19 protein-coding genes are annotated in these 26,211 nt (G+C 34.7%); 8 read left to right on the top strand and 11 right to left on the bottom strand.

Annotated elements, in window-relative coordinates; translation table 11 throughout:
- Positions 1-17: 17 nt before the first annotated feature.
- From ABTV69_RS19920 to ABTV69_RS19905, 4 genes are all read left to right on the top strand, one after another.
- Positions 18-3,032: a SusC/RagA family TonB-linked outer membrane protein gene (locus ABTV69_RS19920; protein ID WP_433831925.1), complete on the top strand. Its 3,015-nt coding sequence runs from the start codon at positions 18-20 to the stop codon at positions 3,030-3,032.
- A gap of 28 nt (positions 3,033-3,060) precedes the next feature.
- Positions 3,061-4,572, top strand: coding sequence for a RagB/SusD family nutrient uptake outer membrane protein (locus ABTV69_RS19915; protein ID WP_433831923.1), 1,512 nt, complete (start codon positions 3,061-3,063; stop codon positions 4,570-4,572).
- Between the two features lie 191 nt (positions 4,573-4,763).
- Positions 4,764-6,008, top strand: a complete 1,245-nt coding sequence (locus ABTV69_RS19910) for a glycoside hydrolase family 71/99-like protein (protein ID WP_433831921.1) — start codon at positions 4,764-4,766, stop codon at positions 6,006-6,008.
- A gap of 25 nt (positions 6,009-6,033) precedes the next feature.
- Entirely contained in the window at positions 6,034-8,052 is a 2,019-nt protein-coding gene (locus tag ABTV69_RS19905; protein ID WP_433831919.1) for a glycoside hydrolase family 97 protein, read from the top strand.
- A gap of 347 nt (positions 8,053-8,399) precedes the next feature.
- On the opposite strand, the gene ABTV69_RS19900 is transcribed toward ABTV69_RS19905, so the two are convergent.
- Positions 8,400-9,314: a hypothetical protein gene (locus ABTV69_RS19900; protein WP_433831917.1), complete on the bottom strand. Its 915-nt coding sequence runs from the start codon at positions 9,312-9,314 to the stop codon at positions 8,400-8,402.
- 174 nt (positions 9,315-9,488) lie between these two features.
- Here ABTV69_RS19900 and ABTV69_RS19895 point away from each other — a divergent pair, with 174 nt between their 5' ends.
- From ABTV69_RS19895 to ABTV69_RS19885, 3 genes are all read left to right on the top strand, one after another.
- Positions 9,489-9,965: a MarR family winged helix-turn-helix transcriptional regulator gene (locus ABTV69_RS19895; protein WP_433831915.1), complete on the top strand. Its 477-nt coding sequence runs from the start codon at positions 9,489-9,491 to the stop codon at positions 9,963-9,965.
- A 61-nt stretch (positions 9,966-10,026) separates the two neighbouring features.
- Positions 10,027-11,448: an MATE family efflux transporter gene (locus ABTV69_RS19890; RefSeq protein WP_433831913.1), complete on the top strand. Its 1,422-nt coding sequence runs from the start codon at positions 10,027-10,029 to the stop codon at positions 11,446-11,448.
- A 198-nt stretch (positions 11,449-11,646) separates the two neighbouring features.
- Complete coding sequence (locus tag ABTV69_RS19885; protein ID WP_433831911.1) at positions 11,647-12,810, top strand: hypothetical protein; 1,164 nt, start codon at positions 11,647-11,649, stop codon at positions 12,808-12,810.
- Between the two features lie 81 nt (positions 12,811-12,891).
- Here the strand turns inward: ABTV69_RS19885 and ABTV69_RS19880 are convergent, their stop codons facing one another.
- Positions 12,892-13,326 carry a DUF6526 family protein gene (locus tag ABTV69_RS19880; RefSeq protein ID WP_433831909.1) on the bottom strand — a complete coding sequence of 145 codons (435 nt, stop codon included), beginning with the start codon at positions 13,324-13,326 and terminating at the stop codon, positions 12,892-12,894.
- A gap of 298 nt (positions 13,327-13,624) precedes the next feature.
- Positions 13,625-14,110, bottom strand: a complete 486-nt coding sequence (locus ABTV69_RS19875; protein ID WP_433831907.1) for a DNA-deoxyinosine glycosylase — start codon at positions 14,108-14,110, stop codon at positions 13,625-13,627.
- A gap of 167 nt (positions 14,111-14,277) precedes the next feature.
- On the opposite strand from ABTV69_RS19875, the gene ABTV69_RS19870 reads away from it, so the two are divergent.
- Entirely contained in the window at positions 14,278-15,303 is a 1,026-nt protein-coding gene (locus tag ABTV69_RS19870; RefSeq protein WP_433831905.1) for a helix-turn-helix domain-containing protein, read from the top strand.
- Between the two features lie 170 nt (positions 15,304-15,473).
- Here the strand turns inward: ABTV69_RS19870 and ABTV69_RS19865 are convergent, their stop codons facing one another.
- From ABTV69_RS19865 to ABTV69_RS19830, 8 genes are all read right to left on the bottom strand, one after another.
- The gene (locus ABTV69_RS19865; protein ID WP_433831903.1) at positions 15,474-16,673 is read right to left on the bottom strand and encodes an NAD(P)/FAD-dependent oxidoreductase; all 1,200 of its coding nucleotides are present in this window, start codon (positions 16,671-16,673) and stop codon (positions 15,474-15,476) included.
- Positions 16,670-17,185: a low affinity iron permease family protein gene (locus ABTV69_RS19860; RefSeq protein WP_433831901.1), complete on the bottom strand. Its 516-nt coding sequence runs from the start codon at positions 17,183-17,185 to the stop codon at positions 16,670-16,672. Before ABTV69_RS19860 ends, ABTV69_RS19865 begins: the two co-directional genes overlap by 4 nt.
- Positions 17,186-17,187: 2 nt before the next feature.
- The gene (locus tag ABTV69_RS19855; protein ID WP_433831899.1) at positions 17,188-20,010 is read right to left on the bottom strand and encodes an AsmA family protein; all 2,823 of its coding nucleotides are present in this window, start codon (positions 20,008-20,010) and stop codon (positions 17,188-17,190) included.
- 141 nt (positions 20,011-20,151) lie between these two features.
- On the bottom strand, positions 20,152-20,991 hold the full coding sequence (locus ABTV69_RS19850; protein ID WP_433831897.1) for an MlaD family protein: 840 nt from the start codon (positions 20,989-20,991) through the stop codon (positions 20,152-20,154).
- Positions 20,992-21,013: 22 nt separating this feature from the next.
- Positions 21,014-21,790 (bottom strand): ABC transporter ATP-binding protein, encoded by a 777-nt coding sequence (locus ABTV69_RS19845; protein ID WP_433836734.1) that lies wholly within the window; start codon positions 21,788-21,790, stop codon positions 21,014-21,016.
- 4 nt (positions 21,791-21,794) lie between these two features.
- Complete coding sequence (locus tag ABTV69_RS19840) at positions 21,795-22,553, bottom strand: MlaE family ABC transporter permease (RefSeq protein ID WP_306159480.1); 759 nt, start codon at positions 22,551-22,553, stop codon at positions 21,795-21,797.
- 260 nt (positions 22,554-22,813) lie between these two features.
- Positions 22,814-25,084 carry a glycosyltransferase gene (locus ABTV69_RS19835; protein WP_433831894.1) on the bottom strand — a complete coding sequence of 757 codons (2,271 nt, stop codon included), beginning with the start codon at positions 25,082-25,084 and terminating at the stop codon, positions 22,814-22,816.
- Positions 25,065-26,123, bottom strand: a complete 1,059-nt coding sequence (locus ABTV69_RS19830; protein WP_433831893.1) for a pesticidal protein Cry7Aa — start codon at positions 26,121-26,123, stop codon at positions 25,065-25,067. Before ABTV69_RS19830 ends, ABTV69_RS19835 begins: the two co-directional genes overlap by 20 nt.
- Positions 26,124-26,211: the final 88 nt, after the last annotated feature.

The following is a 26,211-nucleotide window of genomic DNA, read 5'->3' as shown; positions in this document are numbered from 1 at the left end:
ACAATAAATAGTTTCATATGAATAGTAAAAATACAAAAAGCGTTCTGCATCAAATGTGGACTGCTAAGGCAGCGGTATTGATGATATTTATGCTTTTTCTTACTGCTAGTTCTTTCGCGCAGACGAAAAAGATATCAGGAACAGTTTACGACAATACAGGGAATGTATTGCCAGGAGCTTCTATCATTGAAGTAGGAACTAAAAACGGAACTACAACAGATTTTGATGGTAAATTTAGCCTTCAGGTAGCCGTAGGAAGTGCAATCGAAGTTTCGTTTATCGGAGCTACAACACAGAAAGTTCAGATTACTGCAAATTCTTCTAATTATGAGGTGCGCCTGCAAAATGACGGATATACATTGTCAGAAGTACAAGTAGTTTCTGTAGGATACGGAAAAGTAAAAAAATCAGATTTAACTGGAGCGGTTTCTACAGTTGGAGCAGATGATTTAGTAAAAGGTACTATTGGTTCTACAGAGCAGGTTTTACAAGGAAAAGTAGCGGGATTGAATATCATTCGTCCTTCTGGAGATCCAGCTGCGGCTTCTACAATCCGTCTTCGTGGAGGAACTTCTTTAACAGCAAGCAATAGTCCATTAATTGTAGTTGATGGTATCGCAGGAGTTGATATCAACGTAGTGCAGCCTTCAGATATTAAGTCGGTTGATGTTCTTAAAGATGCTTCGGCAACTGCTATTTACGGTTCGCGTGGAGCAAACGGGGTAATCATGATTACTACAAAATCGGGTACTAAAGGAGTTTCTGTGGTTTACAATGGGCAAACTGGTATTGGTTATGTGAATAATAACTTAGATCTTCTTTCGGCAAATCAATGGAGAGGGTATGTACGTCAAAATCAAATTGCAGATGCTGTAGATTATGGTGGAAATACCAATTGGCAAAAAGCAATCGAGCAGACTTCTATTTCGCAGTCGCACACTTTAAGCATCAATTCTGGTAAAGCAGATAGCGGTTTTAGAACTTCTCTTTCGTACTTAAACAATGAAGGAGTGATAAAAAGATCTGGATTGGAAAGATTAAGCGGCAATGTTAGCGCTTATCAATTTCTTGGAGATAATAAAGAAGTGAAATTTGATATGGGATTATTTGCAAATATTGACAAATGGCACCCTGTTGATTATAGAATTTTTGAAAGAGCTTACAACTTAAATCCAACGATTCCAGTTTATGATTCAGAAGGAAATTTTAGTGCGGTGGTAGGAAATATTTATCAGAATCCAGTTGAGATTTTAACAAACAGAACTTTTGATAATGAAAGACATCGACTTTTAGGTTATTTCAAAACAGATGTAAAATTCTTAAACGATTTTACGGCTACAGCAAATATTTCGTTAGAACATAATGCAGTAAAAGCAGGTACTTACAAACCGTCTTATGCCGTTATGGAAGGACAAACAGAAGGTGGTTTTGCACAAAGAACGTATGCAGAATATACCAATGCGCAAGGCGAACTTTATGTAAATTACAGCAAAGTGATAGACAAACACAACATCAGTGCTTTGGCTGGATATTCTTATCTAGAAAATATCTACGAAGGTTTTGGAGCGCAGAGAGGTGGTTTTGTAACGGATGCCTTTAGCTATAATAATTTGGGTGCCGGTTACAACTATCGTTTAACAGATGTGTATTCATACAAAGGGAAATCAAATTTAGTGTCTTTTTATGCTCGTGCCAATTACGGTTACGACGGTAAATATTTATTGACTGCAACGGTAAGACGTGACGGATCAAGCCGTTTTGGAGAAAATAATAAGTGGGGAACTTTCCCTTCTGCTTCTGCCGCTTGGAGAATTTCTAACGAAGAGTTTATGCAATCTTCAAAAGATTGGTTGGATAATTTAAAACTAAGAGTTGGCTACGGAGTTACAGGAAATCAAGATGGAATTGGAGAGTATAAATCGCTTTCTATTTTAGGAGTTGGAAGTGATAGTTACTACGATCCAGTTACAAAGACTTGGAGTTTGGCTTATTCTCCAAAGCAAAACCCAAATCCTGATTTGAAATGGGAATCTACAGAACAAATTAACGTTGGTTTTGATTTTGGACTTTTCAATAGAATCACCGGATCTTTTGAATATTACTCTAAGAAAACAAAAGATTTATTATACACTTACGAAGTGCCTCAACCGCCTTATTTAGTGGGTACGATGTTGGCTAACGTTGGCGAAATGTCAAATAAAGGAGTAGAGTTGACATTAAATGCGGACATCATTAGAGGGGATAAATTCAATTGGAATGCGAATTTGACTTTGGGTCACAACGTTCAGAAGATTGAAAAACTTTCTAATCCAACCTATAAAACAGATGTCATCTACAGCGGATCGCTTCATGGTTTAGCAGGTATGTCTGGACAATATTCTCAAATTATTGCTGAAGGATATCCTGTTGGAACTTTCTGGGGGTTCAAAAATGCTGGTTTAGATGCTGATGGAAAAATTCAATATTATAATGCAGCAGGGCAAGTAGTGGCTGAAAGTGCATTGGTGGATGCCGACAAAACGGATTTAGGTAATATTCAGCCAGATTTGACTTTAGGTATAGGAATGAACTTTACATACGGAAATTTTGATCTTGGATTTTCTGGATATGGAATGTTTGGGCAAAAAGCATTAAATGCGACCAACATGATGTTAAACGACCCAAATAGATTGCCCGCTTTTAATGTGCCAGATGCTTTCTTAAGCAGTGGTATTACTTCGTCTCCTAAATATTCAGATTACTGGATCGAAGACGCTTCTTTCTTCAGACTTCAAACGTTGACTTTTGGCTATACTTTACCATTGAAATACAAAAAATCGAAGTTTAGAATGTATGTGATGGGGGAGAACTTATTTGTGATTACTGGTTACAAAGGCGTAGATCCAGAGATTGGTTTAAATGCTCAGGACGGAATTAATCAGACTGGAGTAATGGATCAAACTGGATTGGCTGCTCCTGGAATTGATAGATACAACAATTATCCTCGTCCAACTACCATTTCTGTCGGACTAAATTTTACGCTGAATAATTAAGCGAATAGATAACCATAAAATATTAACAATGAAAATCAAAATAACAGCAGCAATACTTTTAAGCATGCTTTTTACGGTGTCATGTACTGATTTGAACGAACAGTTGTATGATCAGGTAGAAGATGGAAATTTCGGAAATACATCCAAAGAAATCGATGCGCTGGTAGGTGGAGCTTATTCTTCGTTAAGAGGATTCTCTGATGCAATCTCAAATAATTTTCCAACTTGCGAATATGTTTTCTTTTTGAATGAAGTCGTTTCAGACGAAGCTACAATTCCGACAAGAGGTACAAACTGGTACGATGGCGGACAGTATCAAGACGCACAAAAACACACTTGGAAATCAGATAATAGAATGATTCTTTCGGCTTGGCGTTACAATTATACTGGAATTGCTAAGATTAATGCTATCATTTATCAGATAGACAAATCATCTCTTAGCGATAAGTCAAAAGAGCCAATTTATGCAGAATTAAAGGCGCTAAGAGCCTATTATTATTACAATCTTTTGGATTTATTTGGAAATGTGCCCATCGTCACCAATTTTGAAGATACAGCGCTTCCTAGCAATTCGACAAGAAAAGAAGTTTACGATTTTGTTGAAAAAGAGTTGACAGACGCTGTTCCGCATTTAAATCCAAATGCGGTGTATTCTAAAATGACTCGAAATGTTGCGTATTCTATTTTGGCTAGATTGTATCTTAATTCAGAGGCGTTTATTGGTCAACCACGTTGGCAAGATTGTATCAATATGTGCCAGAAGGTTACAGGATATAGCTTGACGCCAGATTTCTTTTCGAATTTTGTAACAGAGAATCAGACTTCTACAGAAATAATTTTTGCTATTCCTTACGATTCAAAAGCAGGAACAGTTGGAAATTATATGAACTCGATGTCTGCACATTACAATCAAAAATTAGCGATTTCTGCCATTCCAAACAATTATCCTTGGAGTGCAAACGGAATGTGCGCGCAACCTGGAGTTTATTCTGCTTTTGCAGACACAGACAAGAGAAAGAAATGTATGCTGGAAGGCGATCAGATCAATCTTGCAACAGGAACTGTAATCATGATGGACAATGGAGAACCGCTTACCTATACAGAAAACCTAACAAGTTTGGAAGATGCGAAAGAAAATGAAGGAGTTCGTTTGGCAAAATATGAAATGAAAGCAGGAGAACAATGGGAGCGTGATCACGATTTTGTTTTAATCCGTTACTCAGAAATTTTAATGATGCAAGCAGAATGTTACGTTCGTTTGGGTTCGCCAGATTTAGCAAGACCGTTTGTACAGCAAGTGGCTTCTCGTGCAGGAGAAGAATTGCCAGCAACGATCGACCTTGCCTTTATCGATCAAGAATTATTGAAAGAATTCACATTTGAAGGAAGAAGAAGAACAGACAACATCCGTTTTGGAACATTCTTCTTGCCATGGTGGTCAAAAGGTACAACGGAAAAATACAGAGCAATTTTCCCAATTCCAAGTACCGTTTTAACGACTAATAAAAATCTAAAACAAAATCCTGGGTATCCAAATTAGGTTACTAGAGTGTCAGTCTTCCATGTTGGTTAGTCGTGGAAGGCTGACCTATTTTTAAGAATTTACTAAAGTTTTTTAGCCACAGATTAAAATGATTTTCACAGATTTTTTCTTTTTGGTAAAAATCCTTTTTAATCCTTTAATCTGTGGCGGAAAAACAATTAAGAGTTCCAAACAAATATAATTTCAATATGAAAAGATATATCACATCGTTGGTTTTTGGATTAATGAGCATTGCCATGGTTGCCGGATGCAGCAGCGATGACAAAGGTTCAGACAAACCGGTAGAACCAGAAAAAACAGAACCTGTTGCGATTGAGAAAACCAACAGTACCAAAATTTATATGCATTATATGCCGTGGTTTGAAACCAACGAAAGCAGTGCTGATAAAAAATGGGGATATCATTGGACAATGGCAAACAAAAATCCGAACAACGTAGGAGCAAACGGCCGAAGAGAAATCGCATCGTACTATTATCCGCTGATTGGCCCTTATCACTCAGGCGATAAAAATGTGATCGAAAATCATTTACTATTGATGAAATATTCAGGAATTGATGGAATTCTGATTGATTGGTACGGCACTTACGATGTAAACGATTATGCAATGGTTAAAGAAAACACAGATCAGTTAATCGAAATGCTCGACAAAGTTGGTTTAGAATATGCGATTGTCTATGAAGATCGATTTTTGACCAATGTTGTCAATGCAGGAAAAGCAATTTCGGTAACTAGTGCAGCAAAGACAGATTTGGCTTATGTAGAAAAGAATTATTTTTCTGATGCTAATTATATCAAGATCAATGGTAAACCGCTGTTAATGAATTTTGGACCAATTGTTCTCAAGACCCCAGCTGAATGGACAAACGTCTTTAATACTTTAACAGCAAAACCAGCCTTCTTGACACTTTGGGATCATTCATCATTGGCTGGAGAAAATGCTTCTGGCGAGTATGCATGGGTGTACAAAGACAATAGTTATCTAACTAATTTTTACACCAATACCAAACCAAAATTGGGTGTAGCAATGGGAAGCGCTTATCCTGGTTTTAAAGATTTTTATGCCGAAGGCGGAGGTGGTGCTGCAATTGGATGGACGATTGAACACAATAACGGGGCAACTTTGGATGAGACATTAGCTTTAGCTAAAAATGCAAACATCAATTACCTCCAACTCATTACATGGAATGATTTCGGAGAAGGAACCATGATTGAGCCGACAGTTGAATTTGGGTATTCTTTCGTAGAAAAAATAAAAGCTTTCGCTGGAGTAAAAAATACAGAAAGTGTATTTCCAGACATCAGCAAATTGTTTGATTTACGCGTGCAGAAAAAAGGAAATGCCGATGCCCAGAAAAAACTAGATCAAGCGTTTAATTATTTTGTTTCTATGCAGCCTGCAAAAGCAAAACAAATACTAAGCGAAATAAAATAGAGCTGTAATTAATACAATATAAATAATGAAAAACAGAAAATATAGATACTGTCTAATAGCTTTTGCCTCCATGCTTGTTATGGCTTGCAGTACTAAAAAAACGTATAAAATCAGTTCTCCTGAAAAGATCTCAGAATTAGTCTTTGAATTAACACCTTCTGGACAGCCTCAATATAGTTTTTCTTCTAATGGAAAATCGGTAATTGAGCCATCTCTTATGGGATTTGAATTTCAAGGTTTAGCCAAAATGACAGAAGGTTTTGAAGTTGTTTCGACAGAAGAAAAATCGGCAGATCAAACTTGGGAGCAGCCTTGGGGTGAATTCAAAAAAGTGAGAGATCATCATAACGAACTAATTGTGCACTTAAAAGAAGCAAAAGGCGAAGAGCGTTTGGTTGATATTATCTTTAGAGTTTTTGATGATGGAGTAGGATTTCGCTATGAATTTCCAAAACAGCCTCATTTAGGAAAAGTCAAAATTTCTAACGAAGTAACACAATTTACTTTTAAGGACAATAACGAAGTGTGGTGGATCCCAGTTCACCGTGAAAACAGCTATTACGAAAGTGAATACCGCAAAACATTAATGAGTAAAACAGACACTATTAATACGCCGGCAACTTTTGAAACAAAAGACAAATTGTATGTAGCCATTCACGAAGCCAATCTGACAGATTTTGCTTCAATGACACTTTTAAAAACTACAGACAAACAATACAAAAGCGATTTAGTGCCGTGGGCAGATGGCGTAAAAGTGTATGCCGAAACCCCTTTTAAAACACCTTGGAGAACTATTGTGGTAGGCAAAACTCCAGGCGATGTGGCGACTTCAACTATTATGCTAAATCTAAACGAACCATCAAAAATTGAAGATTTATCTTGGATTACACCTTCAAAATATATCGGAATTTGGTGGGGAATGCATTTAGAAAAATACACTTGGGGACAAGGGCCAAAACATGGTGCAACAACCAAAAACACAAAAGAATATATTGATTTTGCTGCGAAAAATGGTTTTGACGGAGTTTTGGTTGAAGGATGGAATGAAGGTTGGGACGGAGACTGGACGGCAGACGGTTCTGCATTTAGTTTCGTAAAAGCCTATCCAGATTTTAATTTGGAAGAAATCACCAAATATGCAGCAATGAAAAATGTTCGTTTAATTGGTCATCATGAAACAGCTGGAGCAACCAAAAATTATGAAAGCCAATTGGAAGATGCATTTAAACTATATCAGAAAATGGGCGTGAATTCGGTAAAAACAGGTTATGTCAATAAATTTTTGGATAAAAAAGAATGGCATGATAGCCAATACGGAGCGCGTCATTACAGAAAAGTAATCGAAACCGCGGCTAAATATCATATTATGATTGATAACCACGAACCAATGAAAGGAACAGGTTTACAGCGTACATACCCGAACTTTATGTCTCAAGAAGGCGGACGTGGGCAAGAATATAATGCGTGGTCTGTAGACGGAGGAAATACACCAGAGCATTTAACCACTTTGCCTTTTACAAGAATGCTTTCTGGACCTTTTGATTACACGCCTGGAAACTTCAATTTTGATTATAAAACACCTTCAGGTGCAAAAGTCCAGACTACTTTGGCGAACCAATTGGCATTGTATGTAATTATTTTCAGTCCGTTGCAAATGGCTTCAGATTTACCAGAAAATTACGAAGGAAAACCAGAATTTCAATTCGTAAAAGACGTGCCTTGCACTTGGTCTGATACTAAGGTTTTAGATTCTAAAATTGGAGAATATACTACAATTGCTCGTAAAGATTGGGAGGAGAAAAATTGGTATTTAGGTTCAATCACCAATAGAAATGCAAGAGATTTAAAAGTTGCAGTTTCATTCTTAGATAAAAACAAAGAATACGAAGCAGAAATCTATGCAGATGGAGAAGGAGCAAATTATAAAACAAATCCATATCCGGTTACAATCTCTAAACAAAAAGTAAACAGCAAAACGGTTTTGAATATCAAATTGGCTGCTGGTGGAGGAACAGCAATAAAATTCACTCCGATAGAGAAATAGATTTTTTTTAAGGTTCTAAGATTCTAAGATGCTGAGGTTCTAAGTTTCTTAGATTCTAGTTTATAAAATTTTATTTTGAGTTAAGTTAAGTAAGTTTAAGTTTGGTAATGAACCCGATAGCTATAAAGTTATCGGGTTTGTTTATTTAACCGCAAAGAGCGCAAAGTTATTTTATTGGAGATCTAAACTGAATCTAAAAAATAAGTTCGCAAAGCTTTGCCTAAAACAAGCTTTGCGAACATTTATTTTATAATTCTTTTAAAAAAACTTAGCGTCCTTTGCGTAATTCCTTGCGTCCTTTGCGGTTAAAAAACTTAGAACCTCAGTATCTCAGAAGCTTAGAACCTTTATTTAGTAACCTTAACATGTTTTCCAAAAGTATAAACTGCTGTTATTGTTGGCCCATTATAACCCCATTTTAAGAAACCATTTAAACGTTCCTGTATGGTATCTACTCTAAAATTCAATCCAGTATAACCAGCAGTAAGGCTAAAGTTTTGATGAACATTATATAAAACAGACAAACCATAGCTTATAATTCGGCCATCAGTGTCATTAATTTGTACCGCAAGATAATTGACGTTGGCATATAAACCCCATCGTTTTCCAAGAACAAATTCACCCCATATCCCAATATCGGGCAGTGGAGCAGTAAAGTCAAAAGTATCGTGATATTCTACACTTTGTGTATTAGCTTCCAATTTTAAACCCAAATCGGCAAAAAGCACATGCGCACCAACCAATAAACCAGCCTGATATTTAGGTTTAGAAAGAATGGCGTATCCATAAGCAACTCTCATGATCTGAACATTAAACGTACCTCGAACACTTCCATCTACAGGATAGGTATGGTCTCCGAAATTAATATCTCTTTGCAGCGTTTTAGTTGCAGTTCTGTCTAATACAAAATACTCAAAACCTAATCTAGATCTTTTAGATATACGCCAATCGAATGTTCCTAAAAAAGACGCACTTGATTTAGAAAATCCTAAGTCATTTTCAAGATCAATTTCAGTTCCTATATTTCCATTGTTGCCTTCCACTTTAACTACAGTATTATTTACAGGAAAAAAACCACCAGCAGAAACTTTAAATTTTCTATTGTGCCAGGGCAGATCTTCTATGGTATTGTCTTGAAAATCTTCATTTTCGGTTTTTAGAGTTGCTGTTAAGTCTTCAGTTTTACTAGACTCGGCAACAGTTTGGGCGTTTAACGGAATCCAAAGGAGCATCATTACCAAAAAAATAAATAATTGTTTCATCAGAGTAGTTTTTAAGTTTTTATTAGGTAATATTTAACATTTAAAGTTAGTAAAAATAATCGTTCATTTTTGTTTTTGCATCTGAATTATTTTTATGAACGATTTGGATATCAGTAAAATGCGATTTTGATTTAAAAATAGTTGACATGTCACTCTTTTTTGTAATTTTGCATTATGGAAAAAAAACATACCGACAGAGAAAGTTTTTCAAATTTTTGGAAAGAAGAAATAGCAGACAGTTTCTTCTTTCAGATTCACCGTATCAAAAGAGCCATTTTTAGAAGGACAAATGCGTTAATGACTGAAGCAGGAATTACATTGCAGCTGGAGCAATTGCCATTGTTGATGATTCTGCATCATAAAAGTCTTTCGCAAAGAGAACTGTCAGACAAAACCATGCGTGACAAATCGTCTATTTTAAGAAGCATTTCAGCATTAGAGAAAAAAAATCTGGTGGAGGTGGTAAAAGATAAAATGGACAAACGTAAAAACATTGTAAGTCTTACAGATGAAGGGATTTCATTGGCCAAAAGCATTCGTTTGCTAATGAAAAGGGCAGAAGAGGAAGTAATGTCCGTTTTTTCTCCAAAAGAAAGAATCGAAGCGCTGAATGCAGTACGATCTTATGCAGACAAGCTAGAAACGCTTTAATTTTTTTTTGAACTTTAAAAGTTGACATGTCAACTGATTTTTAAATAATTATTTCAAATAAATGAAAAAAAATGAATTGTTAGAAGGGCCAATCCTTTCTTCATTATTAAAATTAGCTGTCCCGATTATGATTGCTAATTTGTTACAAGCCGCATATCAGTTAGTTGATGCTTTTTGGGTGGGACGTTTAGGTGGAGATGCCGTTGCTGCGGTTTCGATAAGTACGCCTGTAATATTTTTGACCATCGCTTTAGGAACCGGATTAGCAATTGCAGGTTCTATTTTAATCGCACAATATTTTGGAGCAGGAAACCAGAAAATGGTTAACCACGTAGCTGCGCAAACTTTGTCGATGGTGATTATCGTTTCGGTTTTCCTATCGATTATTGGCTATATTTTAAGTCCGTATTTTTTATATCTGTTAAAAGTAGAGCCTGCTGTTTATGTTGATGCCTTAGGATTTATGCGTGTAGCGTTTGTAGGTTTGGTATTTAGTTTCGGATTTATGATTTTCCAATCTATTATGCGTGGAGTTGGACGTGTGACGTTGCCGGTTTATATTGTTTTAGGTACGGTTATTTTGAATTTTGCTTTGGATCCGCTATTTATTTACGGTTGGAAGTTTATTCCTGCTTTGGGGGTAAAAGGGGCCGCTTTAGCAACTTTGTCTACACAGTTTCTCGCTATTATAATTGGATTTGCCATTTTGTTTAGAGGTAAACACGGTATTCATCTTCGTATTACCGATTTTAAACCTGATTATAAACACATAAAAAGGGCTTTTGAAATTGGTTTTCCTTCTTCGATCGAACAATCAATGCGTGCTTTGGGAATGATGGCAATTACGTTTTTGATTGTACGTTTTGGTACGTTAACGGTTGCATCTTATGGCGCTGGTTCCAATTTAATCCAGCTGATTCTAATTCCTGCCTTAGGATTATCTATGGCGATTGCAACTCTTGTCGGACAAAATATTGGTGCAGGAAATGTGGATCGTGCAGCAGAAATTTCGAAATTAGGAGCCTATTTAGGTTTCGGTTTATTAACGGGGCTCGGAATCATAGCTTTTATTTTTGCACCCTATTTAATCGCATTTTTTGTTCCAAATGATCAAGCGGTTATTAAAGGCGGTACAGAATTGTTGAGAATTACGTGCCTTTCTTGGGGATTTTTAGGTTTACAGCTTTGTTTGACAGGGGTTTTTCGCGCCGTTGGAAATACAAAATTACCGATGATCCTAACGTTGGTCTCACAATGGGTAATTCAGTTTCCTTTGGCTTATATCTTGTCTCATAACACATCTTTGGGTAAAATCGGAATTTGGTGGGCTTTCCCTATCTCTTCTGTTGTAACGGCTCTTATTACGCTGCTTATTTATGTAAAAGGCGATTGGAAGAAAGAAAGGCTTACAGGCAAAACCAACAAATTGATTGATAAAGTGGAAAGCGAAATTGTTAAGGAGGGATTTGATTTGACTAAATAAGGGACAAAGGACCAAAGCAACAAAGATTTACTGAATACAGAAACTCTAAATAAGTAACAAACTTTTTTAAAGACGCGATTTTTTCGCGTCTTTTTTATTTGTACTATTTTTTTGCTAAAATAAAATTTCAGTATATTAGAAACCTCAAAAAAATACTTAGAGTCTCAGTATCTTAGAACCTTAGCAACTTTCAAAACCATGAACAAAAATCTAAAGCGTTATTTTGTAAAATCTGTTATTGTATTAGCCTTTATTCATTTAGCTTACTTTTTATATGGTTACTTTACTTTTGAAGGGCTAAAGAAAATTGATATCTACACCGAATTTTATCGATTCAAATTTTACGATGACGTTTCGATTTCGCACTTTTTTGTAAGCGGTTTGTTTTTACTTTTCTTTTTAATTTTTTTGATTCGAAACCATTCCAGAGAAAGTTATACAGCGGGAAATCTGCTTAAAATTGCTGCTTGTCTATTGCTTGTTTCATTTCTGACCTTTTCTTTTTTTGTAAGCTATAGCTTTGGGATGAATGCGAAATTGAAATCGGAGTTGTCTGAAAAGAAATTTAATGACGATAAAAGGCTGTTGAATGTATTGAACCCGTTTTTATATGGATATACTTCTTATAGCTCGGAGAAATTATTCAATTATGAGAATATCTTATATCCAAAACCTTATCCGGTAATTAAAGAAGAAGATACAATTGAGCCAGGCGAATATGCTATCATTGAAACCAATTATTATAGTATTGATACGATAAAAGCATTAACAAGTACGTTTGATGCAACGCAAAGTAAAGCCGATAGTATTTTTGATATAATTGGTTTTGATAAAGTGGAATTGAATAAAAGAGTGATCTCAAAAACGATTGCGGGAGATAGCACAGCAATTATTTTTAAGAGTGTACCTGTGCACCCAGAGCATGATGAGGATATTTGTATTTTTTTAGAAAACAAGTCTTTGTTTAGTCCTGTCCAAGGAGATTCAATTGATAAACAGCAGTACCAAGCGGCTGTAGACCGTTATAAATTATTGTACAATACGAAGAAAGATTCGTTATCGTATACTTTTCAAAAACTAGATACGCTTTTAAGAAAATACAATATAGAAACCAATCTGATTCCGAAATTGTTAACTCAAGATGTCTATCACTACAAAGATAACCGTGACGAACCGCTAAATGCCATTAGAAATAATTTTGACAGAAAGGCTTTAATTGAAAAATTTACGACTTTAGATAAATTGTTCTATCAGCCAAATTATTTGCATCCTAATATTAGTGCAATCTATTTTGCGGTAATCTTTTCAGTTTGGATTATCTTATTTTTGTTTTATCTTCTTTTCAATAAGAAAAAGGTTTAATAGAAATAAAAATGTCAATTTCAAATTTCAATTTAAGATTACTATTGACATTTGAACATTGATTTTTGACATTGAAATTTGCTAAACTCTATGATAATCTGCTTTCCAATGTACAATTGCTTTTTTGATTGCATCGCCAGTTAAATTGTGTACTAGCACATCTTCTACAAGCGGAATCAATTCGTTGTCTGGAGCAAAACGCAATGCAAATATTTGATCGTCGGTAAGTTTGTATTCAAATTCTTCGAATCTTTTTCCCGTTAAGGTAAAATATCGATAACGCATTTCTAGGCGTACAATTCTGTTTTGCAGTGTTAGCGCGTAATGTTGGCGCAGCATGTAAGCCAATACAAAAAGGAATATAAAAACCACACTTATAAATCCCCAAATTAAATGCTCTTCTGTTGTAATCGTCAAATAAATGCTTGCGATTAAGAATAAAATTAGAACAGGATAATATATAAAATGGTGTGGAGTATAGAATCGTATATGATTGTAATAGGTTTGAATTTTCATGTTTTAATCTTTAAATGGTAGCCTATAAAAACAAAACTACTCTATATTTCTATAGAGTAGCTTTTTCCCAAAAATAAACTAACATAACCAATGTTCTCTTTATAGACTAAACTTTTTACAGTTTGCTTTGTAAATTTAATAAGAAGAAAGCCTTTCTTTTTCGTTCATCAAATCTTCACTATGGCTTATTTTTCTTTGATGTAAAATTAGGTCGAGAGTGGTTGAATTTTGTTATACTTTAAAAGGAAAAAGTTACATGATTCCAATATTTGCATTATAATTATATAAAATGGCAGTCTTATAATAAGGTTTTAAGAATGCTCCACTCTTCCAGTTTGCCTTGAAAAGTCTTGCTGGCATTGGCGGGACTGGTTGAAGGTAATGTAAATGTTTTGTATTCTTTTGTCAACTTCACATACTTTTTAAAAAAGGCGGCAGCTTTCTGTCCGTTAAATATAATGCTTTCTATCTGCGGGTGTGCTGCTAAGAATTGTTCAAAATCATTTGCTATTTCGTTTTTGATGGCGCTATCCAAACTTCCAACACGATCGCAAAATTGTAAGACATCCCAAAGCGCAACCCTATTTTTTATTAATAGGTTTTTTCTTATTTCGTAATCGTTCGAAAAAGATTCGCCCAAAATCTGAAACATAAATTTCCAAAAGTTGTTTTGATTGTGGCCATAATATTGATTGAGTTCTAAAGATTTTGTTCCAGGCATAGTACCTAAAATCAGAATTTTAGATTTTGGAGTGCTGATAGGAGCGAAGGAAAAACTTTTCATGTTTATATAATAATGATCTATGTTAAAATAAGCATTTATAAGGAATTATAAAACAAAACATAAAAATTATATAACAATGTTGGCGGGTCTTTAAACGAACTTTGATTTTCAGATTTTTAGCAAATAATCTGTTTAAGAAATTTAGAATTTTTAAAATCCGACGAACCATGAAAATAGTTACTATAAATACAGAAAAAACTCAAAATATATTTGATGAACTTCAGACTAGTTTTGGCGGAAAAGTGAATCTTGATTTGGATGAATATGGACTCGAAGTACAAAATAGCTTTGCAGAAGGTTCTATCATTGGAGCTTCTTTTAATGATAATATCTCGTACGTTCAATTTGATATGACATTTTCGACCGATGTAAGATTGGATTTTCTAAATGTAAAATCGTCACCTATTTATTTTGCATATTGTTCTAAAGGAAATCTTTCGCATAGTTTTGGATTGAAAGGTGAAGAGCGAAAACTGAAAACCTTTCAGACTGCCATTGTAACCTCTAAAGAAAATCAGGATAATGTTTTATTTTTTGAAAAAGGAAAGAAAACAAAACTTACCTTAATTATTGTAGGGACTCAGATTGATGCTGTAAATGAAGCACATTCTTTAAATCAGCAGGTTAAAGATACGTTTTTTGAAAACAATGAGGTAACCGATTTCTTTTACATTGGTTCATACAACTTACAGATTGCAGAAAAAATTGAACAGCTTAATACTATTACACAAAAAGGAATTGTTAGAAATCTATTGAAAGAAGGAATAATGAGAATTATTCTAGCAATGGAAATTCAACAGCATTCGGATGATTTACACGCTTTCGCGAATGAATCAAACGGATTGACTTTACGAGAACTGGAAGAAATAAAAGAACTTTCAGAGTTCATAAAAACAAGTCCAGAAGAAGCTTTTTCGATTAAATCATTGAGTAAAAAATCAGGTTTGTCTCCAAACAAACTTCAAGAAGGTTTCAAAATGATTCACAATCGCACAGTCAACGATTACATCACGCACATGCGTGTTCTAAAAGCTGAAATCTTAATCAGAACGTCCGACTTAAATATTTCAGAAATCGTATACTGCATTGGTTTCACCAGCAGAAGCTATTTTTCGAAAATATTCAAACAAAAATTCAACTGCAGTCCGAAAGAGTATAAGTTTAATTTGAATTCGCTTGCTATTACAGCGTAATAGCTTAAGGTTCTGAGGTACTAAGATGCTAAGATACTAAGTTTTGTCGCTAGCTTTAAAGCATAATATATAAAAGTAAAATCCTCATATGTTGAAGAATTCAAGATATGAGGATTTTATTATTTATTGAAAAAAAACTTAGTATTTTAGAAGTTTATCAACTTAGAATCTCATCTTCCAAATCGATAATAATCTAAATCCGTATTCTTCTTATTATTAAGCGAATCCAAAATCGAATTCATTCCGATTACGCTGAAGGTGATTCCGTTTCCTCCAAAGCCTAGAATGTAATGTTCGTTCTTTCTCGGATTTGGTTTTCCGAAGTAGGGAAGACCGTCCTTTGTTTCTCCAAACGTGCCAGCCCAGGAATAATCAATTTTAAAATGTAAATCAGGAAATCTTTTGAAAAATTGTTTTAAAAGGTATTTTTCTTTTTTTGGAAGCAATTTATCTCTTTTTGAGGTGTCTTTAAAATCTTCATCGCCACCACCCATAATAATACGATTATCCTCTGTAGTGCGGATGTAATGATAAGGTGATGCCGTATCCCAAAAAATGGTGTTTTTAAATTGCTCAGGAAGATCAGCTTGAGCTTCAGAAGCAATAACATACGTGCTTTTTAAATCGACTACTTTTTCTTTTAGTGTTTCGGTACTTTCGTAACCTGTGCAATGTATGATATGGTCGGCAGTAATGGCGCATTTGGAATCAGTAGTAGCAACAATTTTTCCTTTCTGATGCTGAATAGAAGCGATATTAGTGCGGTCAAAAATCTGCATTCCCTTTTCATGGCAATGAAATAAAAGATCGCTCGCCAATTTAAACGGATCCATAACAGCAGCGGTTTTAGATTCTACTCCCGCAATGGCATTCAGTCCCATTTTTTGCAATTCTGACCTGCTCAACCAGCTTATTTCGAAACCGTGCTGTTTTCTCGCTTTGTATTCATTTTTTAAATAAGGAACATCTTTTTTTAAAGTGGTAAAATAAACACTTTTTTTAAACTCAAAACCGCAATCACAACCTACAGTATCAATTATATTTCGAAGATCAAAAATGGCTTTTTTTCCATTTTGATAACTGTCAACAGCGCATTTGGCACCACGAAGTTTTATGAGCTGATGTAAAGGAACATCTATTTCGTACTGTAATAAGGCTGTACTGCCCGAAGTGCTGCCGCCACAGACATCCCGACGGTCTACAAGAACAATTTTTTTTCCTTCTTTTAGTAATTTGTAAGCTGTTAAAGCTCCTGTTATGCCTCCACCAATAATTAAAATGTCAGTGTGGATATCAGAATCTATTGAAGGGTAACTTTGTTTTATGGCATTTTTTAAAGGCCAATACGTTTCAGTAGAGCTCAATTTCATTTTTTGGTTATTTTTTTAGAGGTATTTTTGGTAGTTTTTTTGGTGTTATTTGGTTTAGTATCTTTTTCGTTTTTACGGCTGTGAGCTTCATTGGCTTCGGCAATAGAATGTGATGTTCGAATGCTTTTATCTTTTTTTGCCAACTGGCTTAAATGATGATAATATTTCTGAATAATAATCATTTCGTCTTCGGTCATATTTTCTATATCAACCAAGCTATTACTCGATAAATCGTTGGACGCTACGAGTTCGTTTAATTTTAGCTGAATGGCAAGCGAATCTTTATTTTGTGCTTTTTGAATTAAGAAAACCATCAAAAAAGTAATAATGGTTGTACCAGTATTAATAACCAATTGCCAAGTTTCAGAATAATCGAAAATAGGTCCTGAAACAGCCCAGCCAATAACAAGAAAAAGCGCACCAATAAACGCAGGAGTACTTCCTGCAGCTTTGGAAACTTTAGAAGCAAATTTTTCGAATGCACTGCTCTTATGTTGCGGTTTAGAATTCATTGCTATTTAGTTTTGGTTTTACTTACTTTTTCTTTACGAATTACTTTATTGTTTTTTTCATCATATACAGCAGGGTTAATTTCCTGTCCTGTTTTGCTGAATATTTTAATTTTTGGAGCGTCATGTGTTCCTGTGATGACAATCGGAAATCCTATTATTCCGAAGAGGGGAAGACCTAAACGCATTCTCAAATCCAAAAGTCCGTCAAAGCTTGTAGTTCCTTTAATGGTTGGCCTAAAACTGGCTACGCTAAAGGTAAATGGCTCAATATTGATAAGATTCTTATCGATAGTCGATTTGATTTCAATTCCTTTCATATCGGGATTGTTCAAACCGCCTTGTCCTGTTTTAGAGCTAATTCCGTCAAAAAGTTTCAGTCCTTTAATTTTTACATCACGTAAATTAATGGTTCCGCCACCTTGCATCGATTCATAAATGGGTCCCATGTTTCCGTTCAAATCTCCTTTTACGTTATAATCAATAGAGATGATTCCGTGTGCTTTTTCGGCAGCAGTAACCATATCATGAAACATTGGAATCTCTTTATAGGCTCTTTGCACATCAAAATCTTTTGCAGTGAAATGAGCATCAAAATGCGCAGAAGTTGGAGATTCGTCCTTGTAAAGCGCATTAATCCCTAATACACAATCAATAATATTAAAGGTAATGTTTTCTAAGTAAAATCCTTCTTTTTTTATTCCTATTTTTCCATTTAGTTTATTAAAAACCAATTTGTTATATTCTATTTTATCTGCACTGGCATCTAAGTTGACATTTAGGTTTTTGGGAATAATAACAACACCGCTCATTTTTGGATGATCTTCTTTGGCATACTCCACTTCAATATTTCGATCTTTGTTTTCGCCTTCCTCAAGCGCCATAAATTCGTCAACATTAATCAGTTTTGATTTTAGTTTGAAATTTCCGCTCAAAGTTCCTTTTGATTCTAGGAAATAATTGATTGTATTCAACAGATAACCATTAATATCAAAATCTGACTTTCCGTACGAAGCATTGAATTTTTCAAACCACATTTTCTCATTCTGAAAACGGAAATTTCCTTGTTTGATAAAAAAGGCTTTTGGAAACAACTCTGAAGTTGCTTTAATATTTTTTAGCACCAAAGTTCCCCTGTTATCCAATTTATCATACTGGCCAGTTGTAGCATAACTTTGTTTTCCCTTTAGCGAAAGATCGGCTTTGGCATAACCTGTTAAGTCAAGACCTTTTTGAGAGAAAACCTGATAAATTCGGCCCACATTCAATTCGCCTTTAATTTTAGCATTATAGGCCAGGTCGCTAAAATCAGATAATGTAGCATTTACATAAACGGGATTTCCTTCAAAAGTAAAAGAAGCAGGTGCTACTGCCACGATTAAATCCTGATAGGTACCGGCTTTATTAAGCATATTTGCTACAAAAGTGATATTGGTAATAGGATTGGGATAATATTTGGTTTTAAGCCATCCATTTCGAAGCGAGATACCTCCAATGGTTTTTGGAAATAATTTTTTTGAAGTACTAAAAAGCCCACGTGCTTGAATATCGGTTTTTAAAATTCCTTTCAAATCAATATTTTCCAAGCCCAAAGCAGCATCAACAACAGCAAGGTCTAATGCACCTTTCACACTTGCATTAATCGACATTTCGCTTAGACCTTTACTGTGTAGATAAGCATTAAAATAATCTTTTTCGCCAACCTTAAATTTCAATGTTCGCAGATTGACCAATAATTGTTCGGTGTCTAAAGACGGAAGCATGGCATTCAAATCCATTTGAAAATCGGTTAAAGGAACAGGCGCATTTTTGTAATTTACAGCTCCTTCATTAATTTTTAGATTGAAGGCTAAGTTTGGTTTTTGCTTTTTCTGAACGTTATAATCACCTTTAAAGCTAAGCATTAAATCACTTCTTCCAGAAATTTCTGTACGCTCCAACCAAGTAAGATATTCGGGAGGCATTACCGATAGCAAATCTTTAACGGTTGTATTCTCTGAAGCCGCTTTGATATTGATTTTATAACCGTCTCTTAAAATGCTGAAAATCCCTGTAAATTTTAGAGGGAGTTTATTAATATGAAGCTCATTTTTTTGCAAAATGAAAGTAAGGGCGTGCGTATTGATTCGGGTAATTAAATCGGCACTAACTTTTTTTCGTCTCAAATAACCTGTTCGATCATAATAGAAATCAAGATTATCGATTTTGGCGTCGGTAGCGAGATCAAAAATATCTTCGCTTAAATTTCCTTTTCCAACATAATTGAAACCTTTTGCATCAACTAGAATTTTTGCAGAACGGTCGTTGTATTTTACATGACAGTTTTGCAAATCAATGCGTTCTAGTCGAATTGCTGTTCCTTCTTCGGGAGCATTTGGATCTTCTTTTTCATCTTTTCTATCTTCTGGAGCAACGTAAATATTATAGTTTGCTTGACCTTTTTCGTTAACCATTACATTGATTAAGGCATCAGAAATATACAGTTTGTTGATTTTGACTTCATTATCAAAAAGCAATCTTTTTATATCGATTCCAAAAGCAACCTGATCGGCTTTTAGTAAAGTATCGTTGCTAAAAGGTTTAGAGCCTGTTAAGGATAATTCGTCAAGCGAAACAGTTAGTGATGGGAAATGCGTAAAAAAGGAAAGTTTCGATTTGGTAAAATCTAATTTCGTATCCAGTCTTTCATTCGCAATTTTCTTTACTTCCGAAGCAATTTTTCCAGGAAAAAGCAACGGAATAATAAATAGCAGAAACAAAATCACCGCAACCGTAATTCCAGTAATTTTTAAAACTTTAAAGACGGTATGTTTGAATGTAGTAGGCATATACTTTTAATTATGAATTGTGAATGGTAAATTTTGAATTGTGATATACTGGCTTTTAAAATTTTAGATTTTAGATTTTAGATTTTAGATTTTAGATTTTGGAATTTGGAATTTGGAATTTGGACTTTTTGGATTTAAAATTTATTTTTTAGCTTCTTCCTGTTTTTGTTTTTCTTTTTCTTCTTTCTCTTTTTGTTCTTTCAATTCTTTATCCTTTTTTTCTTTTTCTTTAGCAGCTTTTTCCTTTTCTTCTTCTTGTTTCTCCTTCGCTTCTTCTTGTTTCTCTTTTGCTTCTTCTACTTTTTTAGCTTTTTCTTTCTCTTTTTTCTTGTAATAACCTCTCAAAAGGAAATTGCTTTTTGCGGCTTCCATATTATCACTAAATCCTTTTGTTCCAGATTCAAGATTTTCAAGCGTATTTGAAACGCTATTCGCCATTTTATCATCTTTAACCAATCGTGCTAAAGCGCCGTTTCCGTTATTCATGCTGTGGCTAAAAATGGCAATTTCGTCTGAAATTACCCCAATATTATCCACGCTTTTCTTTACGCTTTTCATAATATCGTGCATTTCGATGCCGTCAACAGATGCAATCTGTCCGTTGTCTTCAATCATTTTTTGAGATTTTACGCCTGGCGAAATAGTCAATACTTTATCTCCCATTAAACCATCAGAACCAATGCTGGCTGTGGCATCTGTTTTAATAAATTTTCGAACTTCTTCTTTCATTACCAAAATGACCACTACTGTCGAGTCATTTTTTAACTGAATTTGTTCTACAGTTCCAACATTAATTCCAGAAAAACGAACATTGTTTCCGACCTCTAAACCGCTTACTGTTTTAAACTGCGAGCTGATGTGAAAGGTAGAACCGAAAAGATTTTGTTGTTTTCCTATAAAATATACGGCCATTATAAAAAGCAGTAAACCTATCGTTACAAACATTCCTAATTTCCAAGTATATCCAGATTGCTTTTCCATGATTTCTATTATTTATTTTGCTTTATTCAAAAAATGAGCGTACCCATTCGTCTTCGTCTTTTTCTAATTCTTCGTATGTTCCTTCGGCGTGTATAACGCCATCTTTTAAAACTATAATGCGATCGGCAGTCATTTTCGCGCAAGCCATATCGTGCGTAATGATAATCGAAGAAGTTTTTTGTTTGTGTTTAATGTCCAAGATCAATTCACTAATTTCCCTTGACGTTATCGTATCCAAACCGGTTGTGGGTTCGTCGTATAAAATGATTTCTGGTTTTAAGATTAAAGTTCTCGCCAGACCGATTCTTTTTCTCATACCGCCCGAAAGTTCAGATGGCATTTTGTCTACGGCTTCGGCGAGACCAACATTTTCTAAGGCTTCCATTACTTCACTTTCTACTTCTTCATGACTTAAATTGCGTTTGTGTTTAGTCAATGTAAAAGCGAGATTTTCTCTAACAGACATCGAATCGTAAAGTGCTCCACTTTGGAACAAAAATCCGATTCGGACTCTAATTTCATTCAGCTCGCTTTTTGAGATATTTAGAACGTTTTCATCAAAAACTTTAATTTCTCCTTTGTCAGGTTCAATTAACCCAACAATACATTTTATAGTAACCGATTTTCCAGAGCCTGAACGTCCTAAAACGACTAAGTCTTCGCCTTTATTCAAAGTGAGATTTACGCCTTTTAAAACGGCATTATCTTTTCCAAAAGTTTTATGCAGATCTTTAATTTCGATAATCGGAGTTTGATCTTTTTCTTTTTTCTTAGGTTCCTTATGTACTTTTTCCTCCATCATCTTAAAAGAATAAATCGGTTATTTGAACAGCCACCATATCTATAATAAAAATGCTTAACGATGCCGTCACAACAGCTGAATTGGCAGCCTGGCCCACACTTTCTGTTCCATTGGAAGCATTAAAGCCTTTATAGCAGCCTATGATTCCGATAAAAAAACCAAAAAAGAATGTTTTAAGTGTTGCTGGCAGTAGATCCAGATATTCTAGCGATTGAACAATCTGCGTTAGAAATCTGTAAAAATTGACATCACCGTGAATGTTTATGCCCACATACCCGCCAATAATTCCGATTGCATCTGCAAAAAACACTAAAATAGGCACCATTAAAGTGCAGGCTAGAACTCTTGTTACCACTAAATAGTTGTACGGATTAACGGCTGAAACTTCCATAGCATCAATCTGTTCGGTTACTTTCATAGATCCTAATTCGGCTCCAATTCCTGACGAAATTTTTCCTGCGCAGATCAAAGCGGTAATAACAGGAGCAATTTCCCTTATTAGCGAAAGCGCCACCATTCCAGGAAGCCAAGATTCTGCGCCAAATTTTACCAATGTCGGACGCGATTGCAACGTAAGCACCAGCCCCATAATAAAACCTGTAATAGCAACCAAAGGCAGAGATTTGTATCCTATAACATAACATTGTTTTAGGAATTCTCTCGTTTCGTAAGGCGGAATAAAAACCTCCTTAAAAAACCTTTTGGCGAATATGGTGGTTTCTCCAATTTCGGCGAATGTATTTTTAATATCGAGAATCAAAATTGTTTTGTTTTAATGTGAATGATATAAATTGAAAAAACCAATGCTATAAAACCTGATTTTTCTATATGAAAATTACTTTTTTTATGAGTAAAAAATCTTACACAACTTTTTTGGAAGTTTATATAATTTTCATCGCTATTACCACAATAAAAAAGGAAAAGTGACGTTGGATTGCGTCTTAAAACAAAAAATCCCTTTTAGGTAAAAGGGATTTTCAGGGTTAAAAAAGTGAAGTATTTGGTTAGCTTCAATATTATTTAAGAGTTTATAGCGATTCCGCTTCGAGATTTCATCAACGGAATGACGCGTGATTGTGACATAGCTAATTTTTCCATTAATAATCTTGCAGTCAAATAGCAAACAGTAGATTCTGCGCCTTGATTTAGGTTCACATTGTATTTTTCAAGTCCATCGTAACCGCCACCGCTTACAGGGTTATACATGATCTGATTTAAATGATTTTTGCCTAAGAACCAGTTAAAGGCTGCTTTCATTTTCTTTTTATAATCAGGTGTTTTAAAAGCATTATAAAATGCATTTAAAGTCTGAATGGTATAAGTAACATCAATTGGCTGTTCGCCATATTCATGTGGTTCTGAACCTTTATGATGCCAGCTTTGATTTGAAATGGCTTTGAAATTTCCTTTGACAAATGTTTTAGAAATCAAGAAATCTAGAGAATCCAGTGCTACTTTTTTGTATACGGGTTTGTTGGTAATCAAGTAAGCATAAAGCATAGATTCTGGAAGAATCCCATTTCCGTACGTCAGATAATTTTCAAACCATTGCCAATCTTCTGTCGCTGTATCTTCGTAGTTGGCCAAAAGTTTAGCATTTAATTTATTAATGATGGCCGCAACGTACAAGTTTGGAATTGTAGAATGATATAAGTACAGACCTTTCGTTGCAAAACCGATAGAACGTGGGGACTGGATGGTTTCTGTCCATTTTAAAGAATTCAATAAACAGGTAGTTGCTTTTTTAGTAATCGCTTCCGGAAGAATATCAGACATAGAAACAACGGTGCCTAATGCCCAAATCGCTCTTGCGTTAGAATCTTCTAGATTTACTTCGGCATTTTGTTCTACATGCTCTCGGTTTTCCTGATCGACATAATTGATAAAGTCTCCTTTTGGTTTTTGACAACGTTGAATGAAGTCCAAATAAATTAAAATGTAAGCCAGATCATCTTTGTCTTGCGTTTGTTTGTAATGCATACAGAACGCAATTAAAGCTCGTGCATTATCATCTAAAGTATATCCTGAATCTAAATCTGGAATAGAAATTTTACTGAACTGAATAATTCCTAATTCGGTCGTTAGTTTTTTGATATGTTTTAATTGAATAGGAGGATAGCTGTATTTGATTTCTGACGGATTTTTGATCAGTTTTTTATACGTATTCATTTGAGTAATTCCGACATTTTCCCATGAAGTAGCTCTCATTTTGGTAAACGAATTGATTCCCATTTCGTTTCTTAAATTTTTATCTTCAATTAGTTTGATAGCTGCCGCTGCAAATTGATCTGAATCTCCAATGTCACATAAAATTCCGGCATCTTTAGTTAAAACTTCTTTTGTGTGAGGAATTTTAGAAGCCACAATCGGACAAGCGCAGCTCATTGCATAAGCAAAAGTGCCGCTCACTGCCTGATTCGGGTCTTTTGAGGTAAACATATAAATGTCTGTTGCTTTCAAATATTCTAAAAGCGCATCGGTATCTAAATATTGATTTACAAAGCGAACATTGTTTTCAAGATTTAATTCTTTAACTAAATCTTCTAGCTTATCGCGGTAGGCATCAACTCCATCTTTTATTAAATTTGGATGTGTTTTGCCAATAATTAGATATAAGGCATTTGGTGCTTTTTCGACAATTTTTGGCAACGCCTGTAAACCTGTTTCTATATTTTTACCTTCGCCCAAAAGTCCGAAAGTAGCTAAAACTAATCTATCTTGAATATTTAATTTTTCTTTTGCCTGTTCTGGAGTTTCATAGATCACAATGTGGGTTCCATGAGGTACGCAAGTAATTATTTCTTCATTGATGTCGTAGTCATTAATTAAAATTTCTTTAGATTTATTAGTCATCACAAAAACCGAATTACTATAGCTCAAAAGCAACTTTACGAATGTTCTCAGTTCGTCATTCGGGTTCGGAATTACACTATGAAAAGTGAACGTAACAGGTACTTTAATGGTATTTAAAAAATCCAAAAGATGATCTCCGTAATTTCCTGAAAACAAACCAAATTCATGTTGAATGTGAACTAATTTCACGGCTTCATCTTGATTAATTTCTTCAGCTACTTTAGCATATTCTTCTCGATTTTTTGTGTTTAAGGTAAATGCTTGTGTTGGTTGGTCTTTGGGTTTATCAACAAGTTCACATATTTCGCATTTGATAGATTTACCATAAACATCTGTAATACCTTTAATAGTATCTTGAGTATAGGTTGCTATGCCGCATTGCGTAGGCGGAAAAGTAGATAAAAAAACGATTTTTGATTTATTTGATATTGTTTTCATGAGGATTCATTTTTAGTTCGGTTAATAACTCGTTAAGGTTCAAAGATGCCACCGCAATCTTATCATCGGCAGCGCCATAATAAATATATAGTTGGTCATCAAAAATGGCTGTTCCGGTCGGGAAAACCACGTAATTGACATAACCATGTCGTTCGTAATATTCTGAAGGAGTGATAATCGGTTTAGGCAGTCTAGCTATCACTTTTGAAGGATCTTCCAAATCCAGTAAAACTGCGGCAGCGTGGTAGACCAAACCTTTTTCTCTTCTTTCAGCAGCATGATAAATTAAAAGCCAGCCGTCTGCTGTTTCTATTGGCGGGGCTCCTGGACCAATGTGACTTGTTTCATGATCGTATTTCGGTTCCATTAGAATATGATCAGGAAGATTTTTTAGGTAGTCTTTCCAAAAATCTTCTGTCAGTTCTGATTTCTTTTCAAACGAAAAAATCTGAATTGATGGAAACAAGCGGTGCAGAGCAACAAATTTTCCATTGATTTTTTTCGGAAAAAGAACCACATTTTTATCCCAAACAAAAAGATTCTCTTTGATGGTTTCTGTTAGAGGATAATTTCTTTCTGTATTAAAAGCTAAAATCTTTGCGACTTTAGGATTTTGCAAATGCTTTCGAATTAGATTTGTAAATTCGTTTAGCATAAATTTTGGTGTGATAATTCCTTTCTTCTTAAAAATTTTTAAATCTTTTGAAACCGCTAAAGCACCACAAGCATTAATTCCGTCATACGTAACATAGGTCATGTAAAACCGATCGTCTATTTTAGTAATTCTAGGATCTTCTACGCCATGAATTTCATATATATACTCAGGAACAAAAATTGGCTGTGTATTTCGTTCAACTAAAGTGGTTGGCCCTTCAAAACGGCAATAGCCAATGGTTGAAAAATTTCCTCTTTTTGCGGCTCTGTAAAACAGGTGAACAGTATTTCCTTCTTGATAAACGGCTGGATTTAAAACGCCTAGTTCCTCAAAATTTCGATCTGTTTTTTCTAAAATGACACCATGTTTTTTAGCTTCTTTCATTACTGTAAATAATTTTATCTAAAATTACTTTAGTATAAAAGCGGCAATTAATCCAATCGATCAAAAAATTAACTCAAAAGCATAAACA

Source organism: Flavobacterium anhuiense, from assembly GCF_050990855.1.
GTDB classification, from domain to species: Bacteria; Bacteroidota; Bacteroidia; order Flavobacteriales; family Flavobacteriaceae; genus Flavobacterium; species Flavobacterium anhuiense_C.
Note: the sequence above shows the minus strand (reverse complement) of the source record. Positions and strands in the feature narration are given on the sequence as shown.

What these genes read in the sequence shown, in the direction of transcription:
- ABTV69_RS19920 (WP_433831925.1), top strand. Translation starts at nt 18, where the DNA reads ATGAATAGTAAAAATACAAAAAGCGTTCTGCATCAAATGTGGACTGCT.
- ABTV69_RS19915 (WP_433831923.1), top strand. Translation starts at nt 3,061, where the DNA reads ATGAAAATCAAAATAACAGCAGCAATACTTTTAAGCATGCTTTTTACG.
- ABTV69_RS19910 (WP_433831921.1), top strand. Translation starts at nt 4,764, where the DNA reads ATGAAAAGATATATCACATCGTTGGTTTTTGGATTAATGAGCATTGCC.
- ABTV69_RS19905 (WP_433831919.1), top strand. Translation starts at nt 6,034, where the DNA reads ATGAAAAACAGAAAATATAGATACTGTCTAATAGCTTTTGCCTCCATG.
- ABTV69_RS19900 (WP_433831917.1), bottom strand. Translation starts at nt 9,314, where the DNA reads ATGAAACAATTATTTATTTTTTTGGTAATGATGCTCCTTTGGATTCCG.
- ABTV69_RS19895 (WP_433831915.1), top strand. Translation starts at nt 9,489, where the DNA reads ATGGAAAAAAAACATACCGACAGAGAAAGTTTTTCAAATTTTTGGAAA.
- ABTV69_RS19890 (WP_433831913.1), top strand. Translation starts at nt 10,027, where the DNA reads ATGAAAAAAAATGAATTGTTAGAAGGGCCAATCCTTTCTTCATTATTA.
- ABTV69_RS19885 (WP_433831911.1), top strand. Translation starts at nt 11,647, where the DNA reads ATGAACAAAAATCTAAAGCGTTATTTTGTAAAATCTGTTATTGTATTA.
- ABTV69_RS19880 (WP_433831909.1), bottom strand. Translation starts at nt 13,326, where the DNA reads ATGAAAATTCAAACCTATTACAATCATATACGATTCTATACTCCACAC.
- ABTV69_RS19875 (WP_433831907.1), bottom strand. Translation starts at nt 14,110, where the DNA reads ATGAAAAGTTTTTCCTTCGCTCCTATCAGCACTCCAAAATCTAAAATT.
- ABTV69_RS19870 (WP_433831905.1), top strand. Translation starts at nt 14,278, where the DNA reads ATGAAAATAGTTACTATAAATACAGAAAAAACTCAAAATATATTTGAT.
- ABTV69_RS19865 (WP_433831903.1), bottom strand. Translation starts at nt 16,673, where the DNA reads ATGAAATTGAGCTCTACTGAAACGTATTGGCCTTTAAAAAATGCCATA.
- ABTV69_RS19860 (WP_433831901.1), bottom strand. Translation starts at nt 17,185, where the DNA reads ATGAATTCTAAACCGCAACATAAGAGCAGTGCATTCGAAAAATTTGCT.
- ABTV69_RS19855 (WP_433831899.1), bottom strand. Translation starts at nt 20,010, where the DNA reads ATGCCTACTACATTCAAACATACCGTCTTTAAAGTTTTAAAAATTACT.
- ABTV69_RS19850 (WP_433831897.1), bottom strand. Translation starts at nt 20,991, where the DNA reads ATGGAAAAGCAATCTGGATATACTTGGAAATTAGGAATGTTTGTAACG.
- ABTV69_RS19845 (WP_433836734.1), bottom strand. Translation starts at nt 21,790, where the DNA reads ATGGAGGAAAAAGTACATAAGGAACCTAAGAAAAAAGAAAAAGATCAA.
- ABTV69_RS19835 (WP_433831894.1), bottom strand. Translation starts at nt 25,084, where the DNA reads ATGAAAACAATATCAAATAAATCAAAAATCGTTTTTTTATCTACTTTT.
- ABTV69_RS19830 (WP_433831893.1), bottom strand. Translation starts at nt 26,123, where the DNA reads ATGAAAGAAGCTAAAAAACATGGTGTCATTTTAGAAAAAACAGATCGA.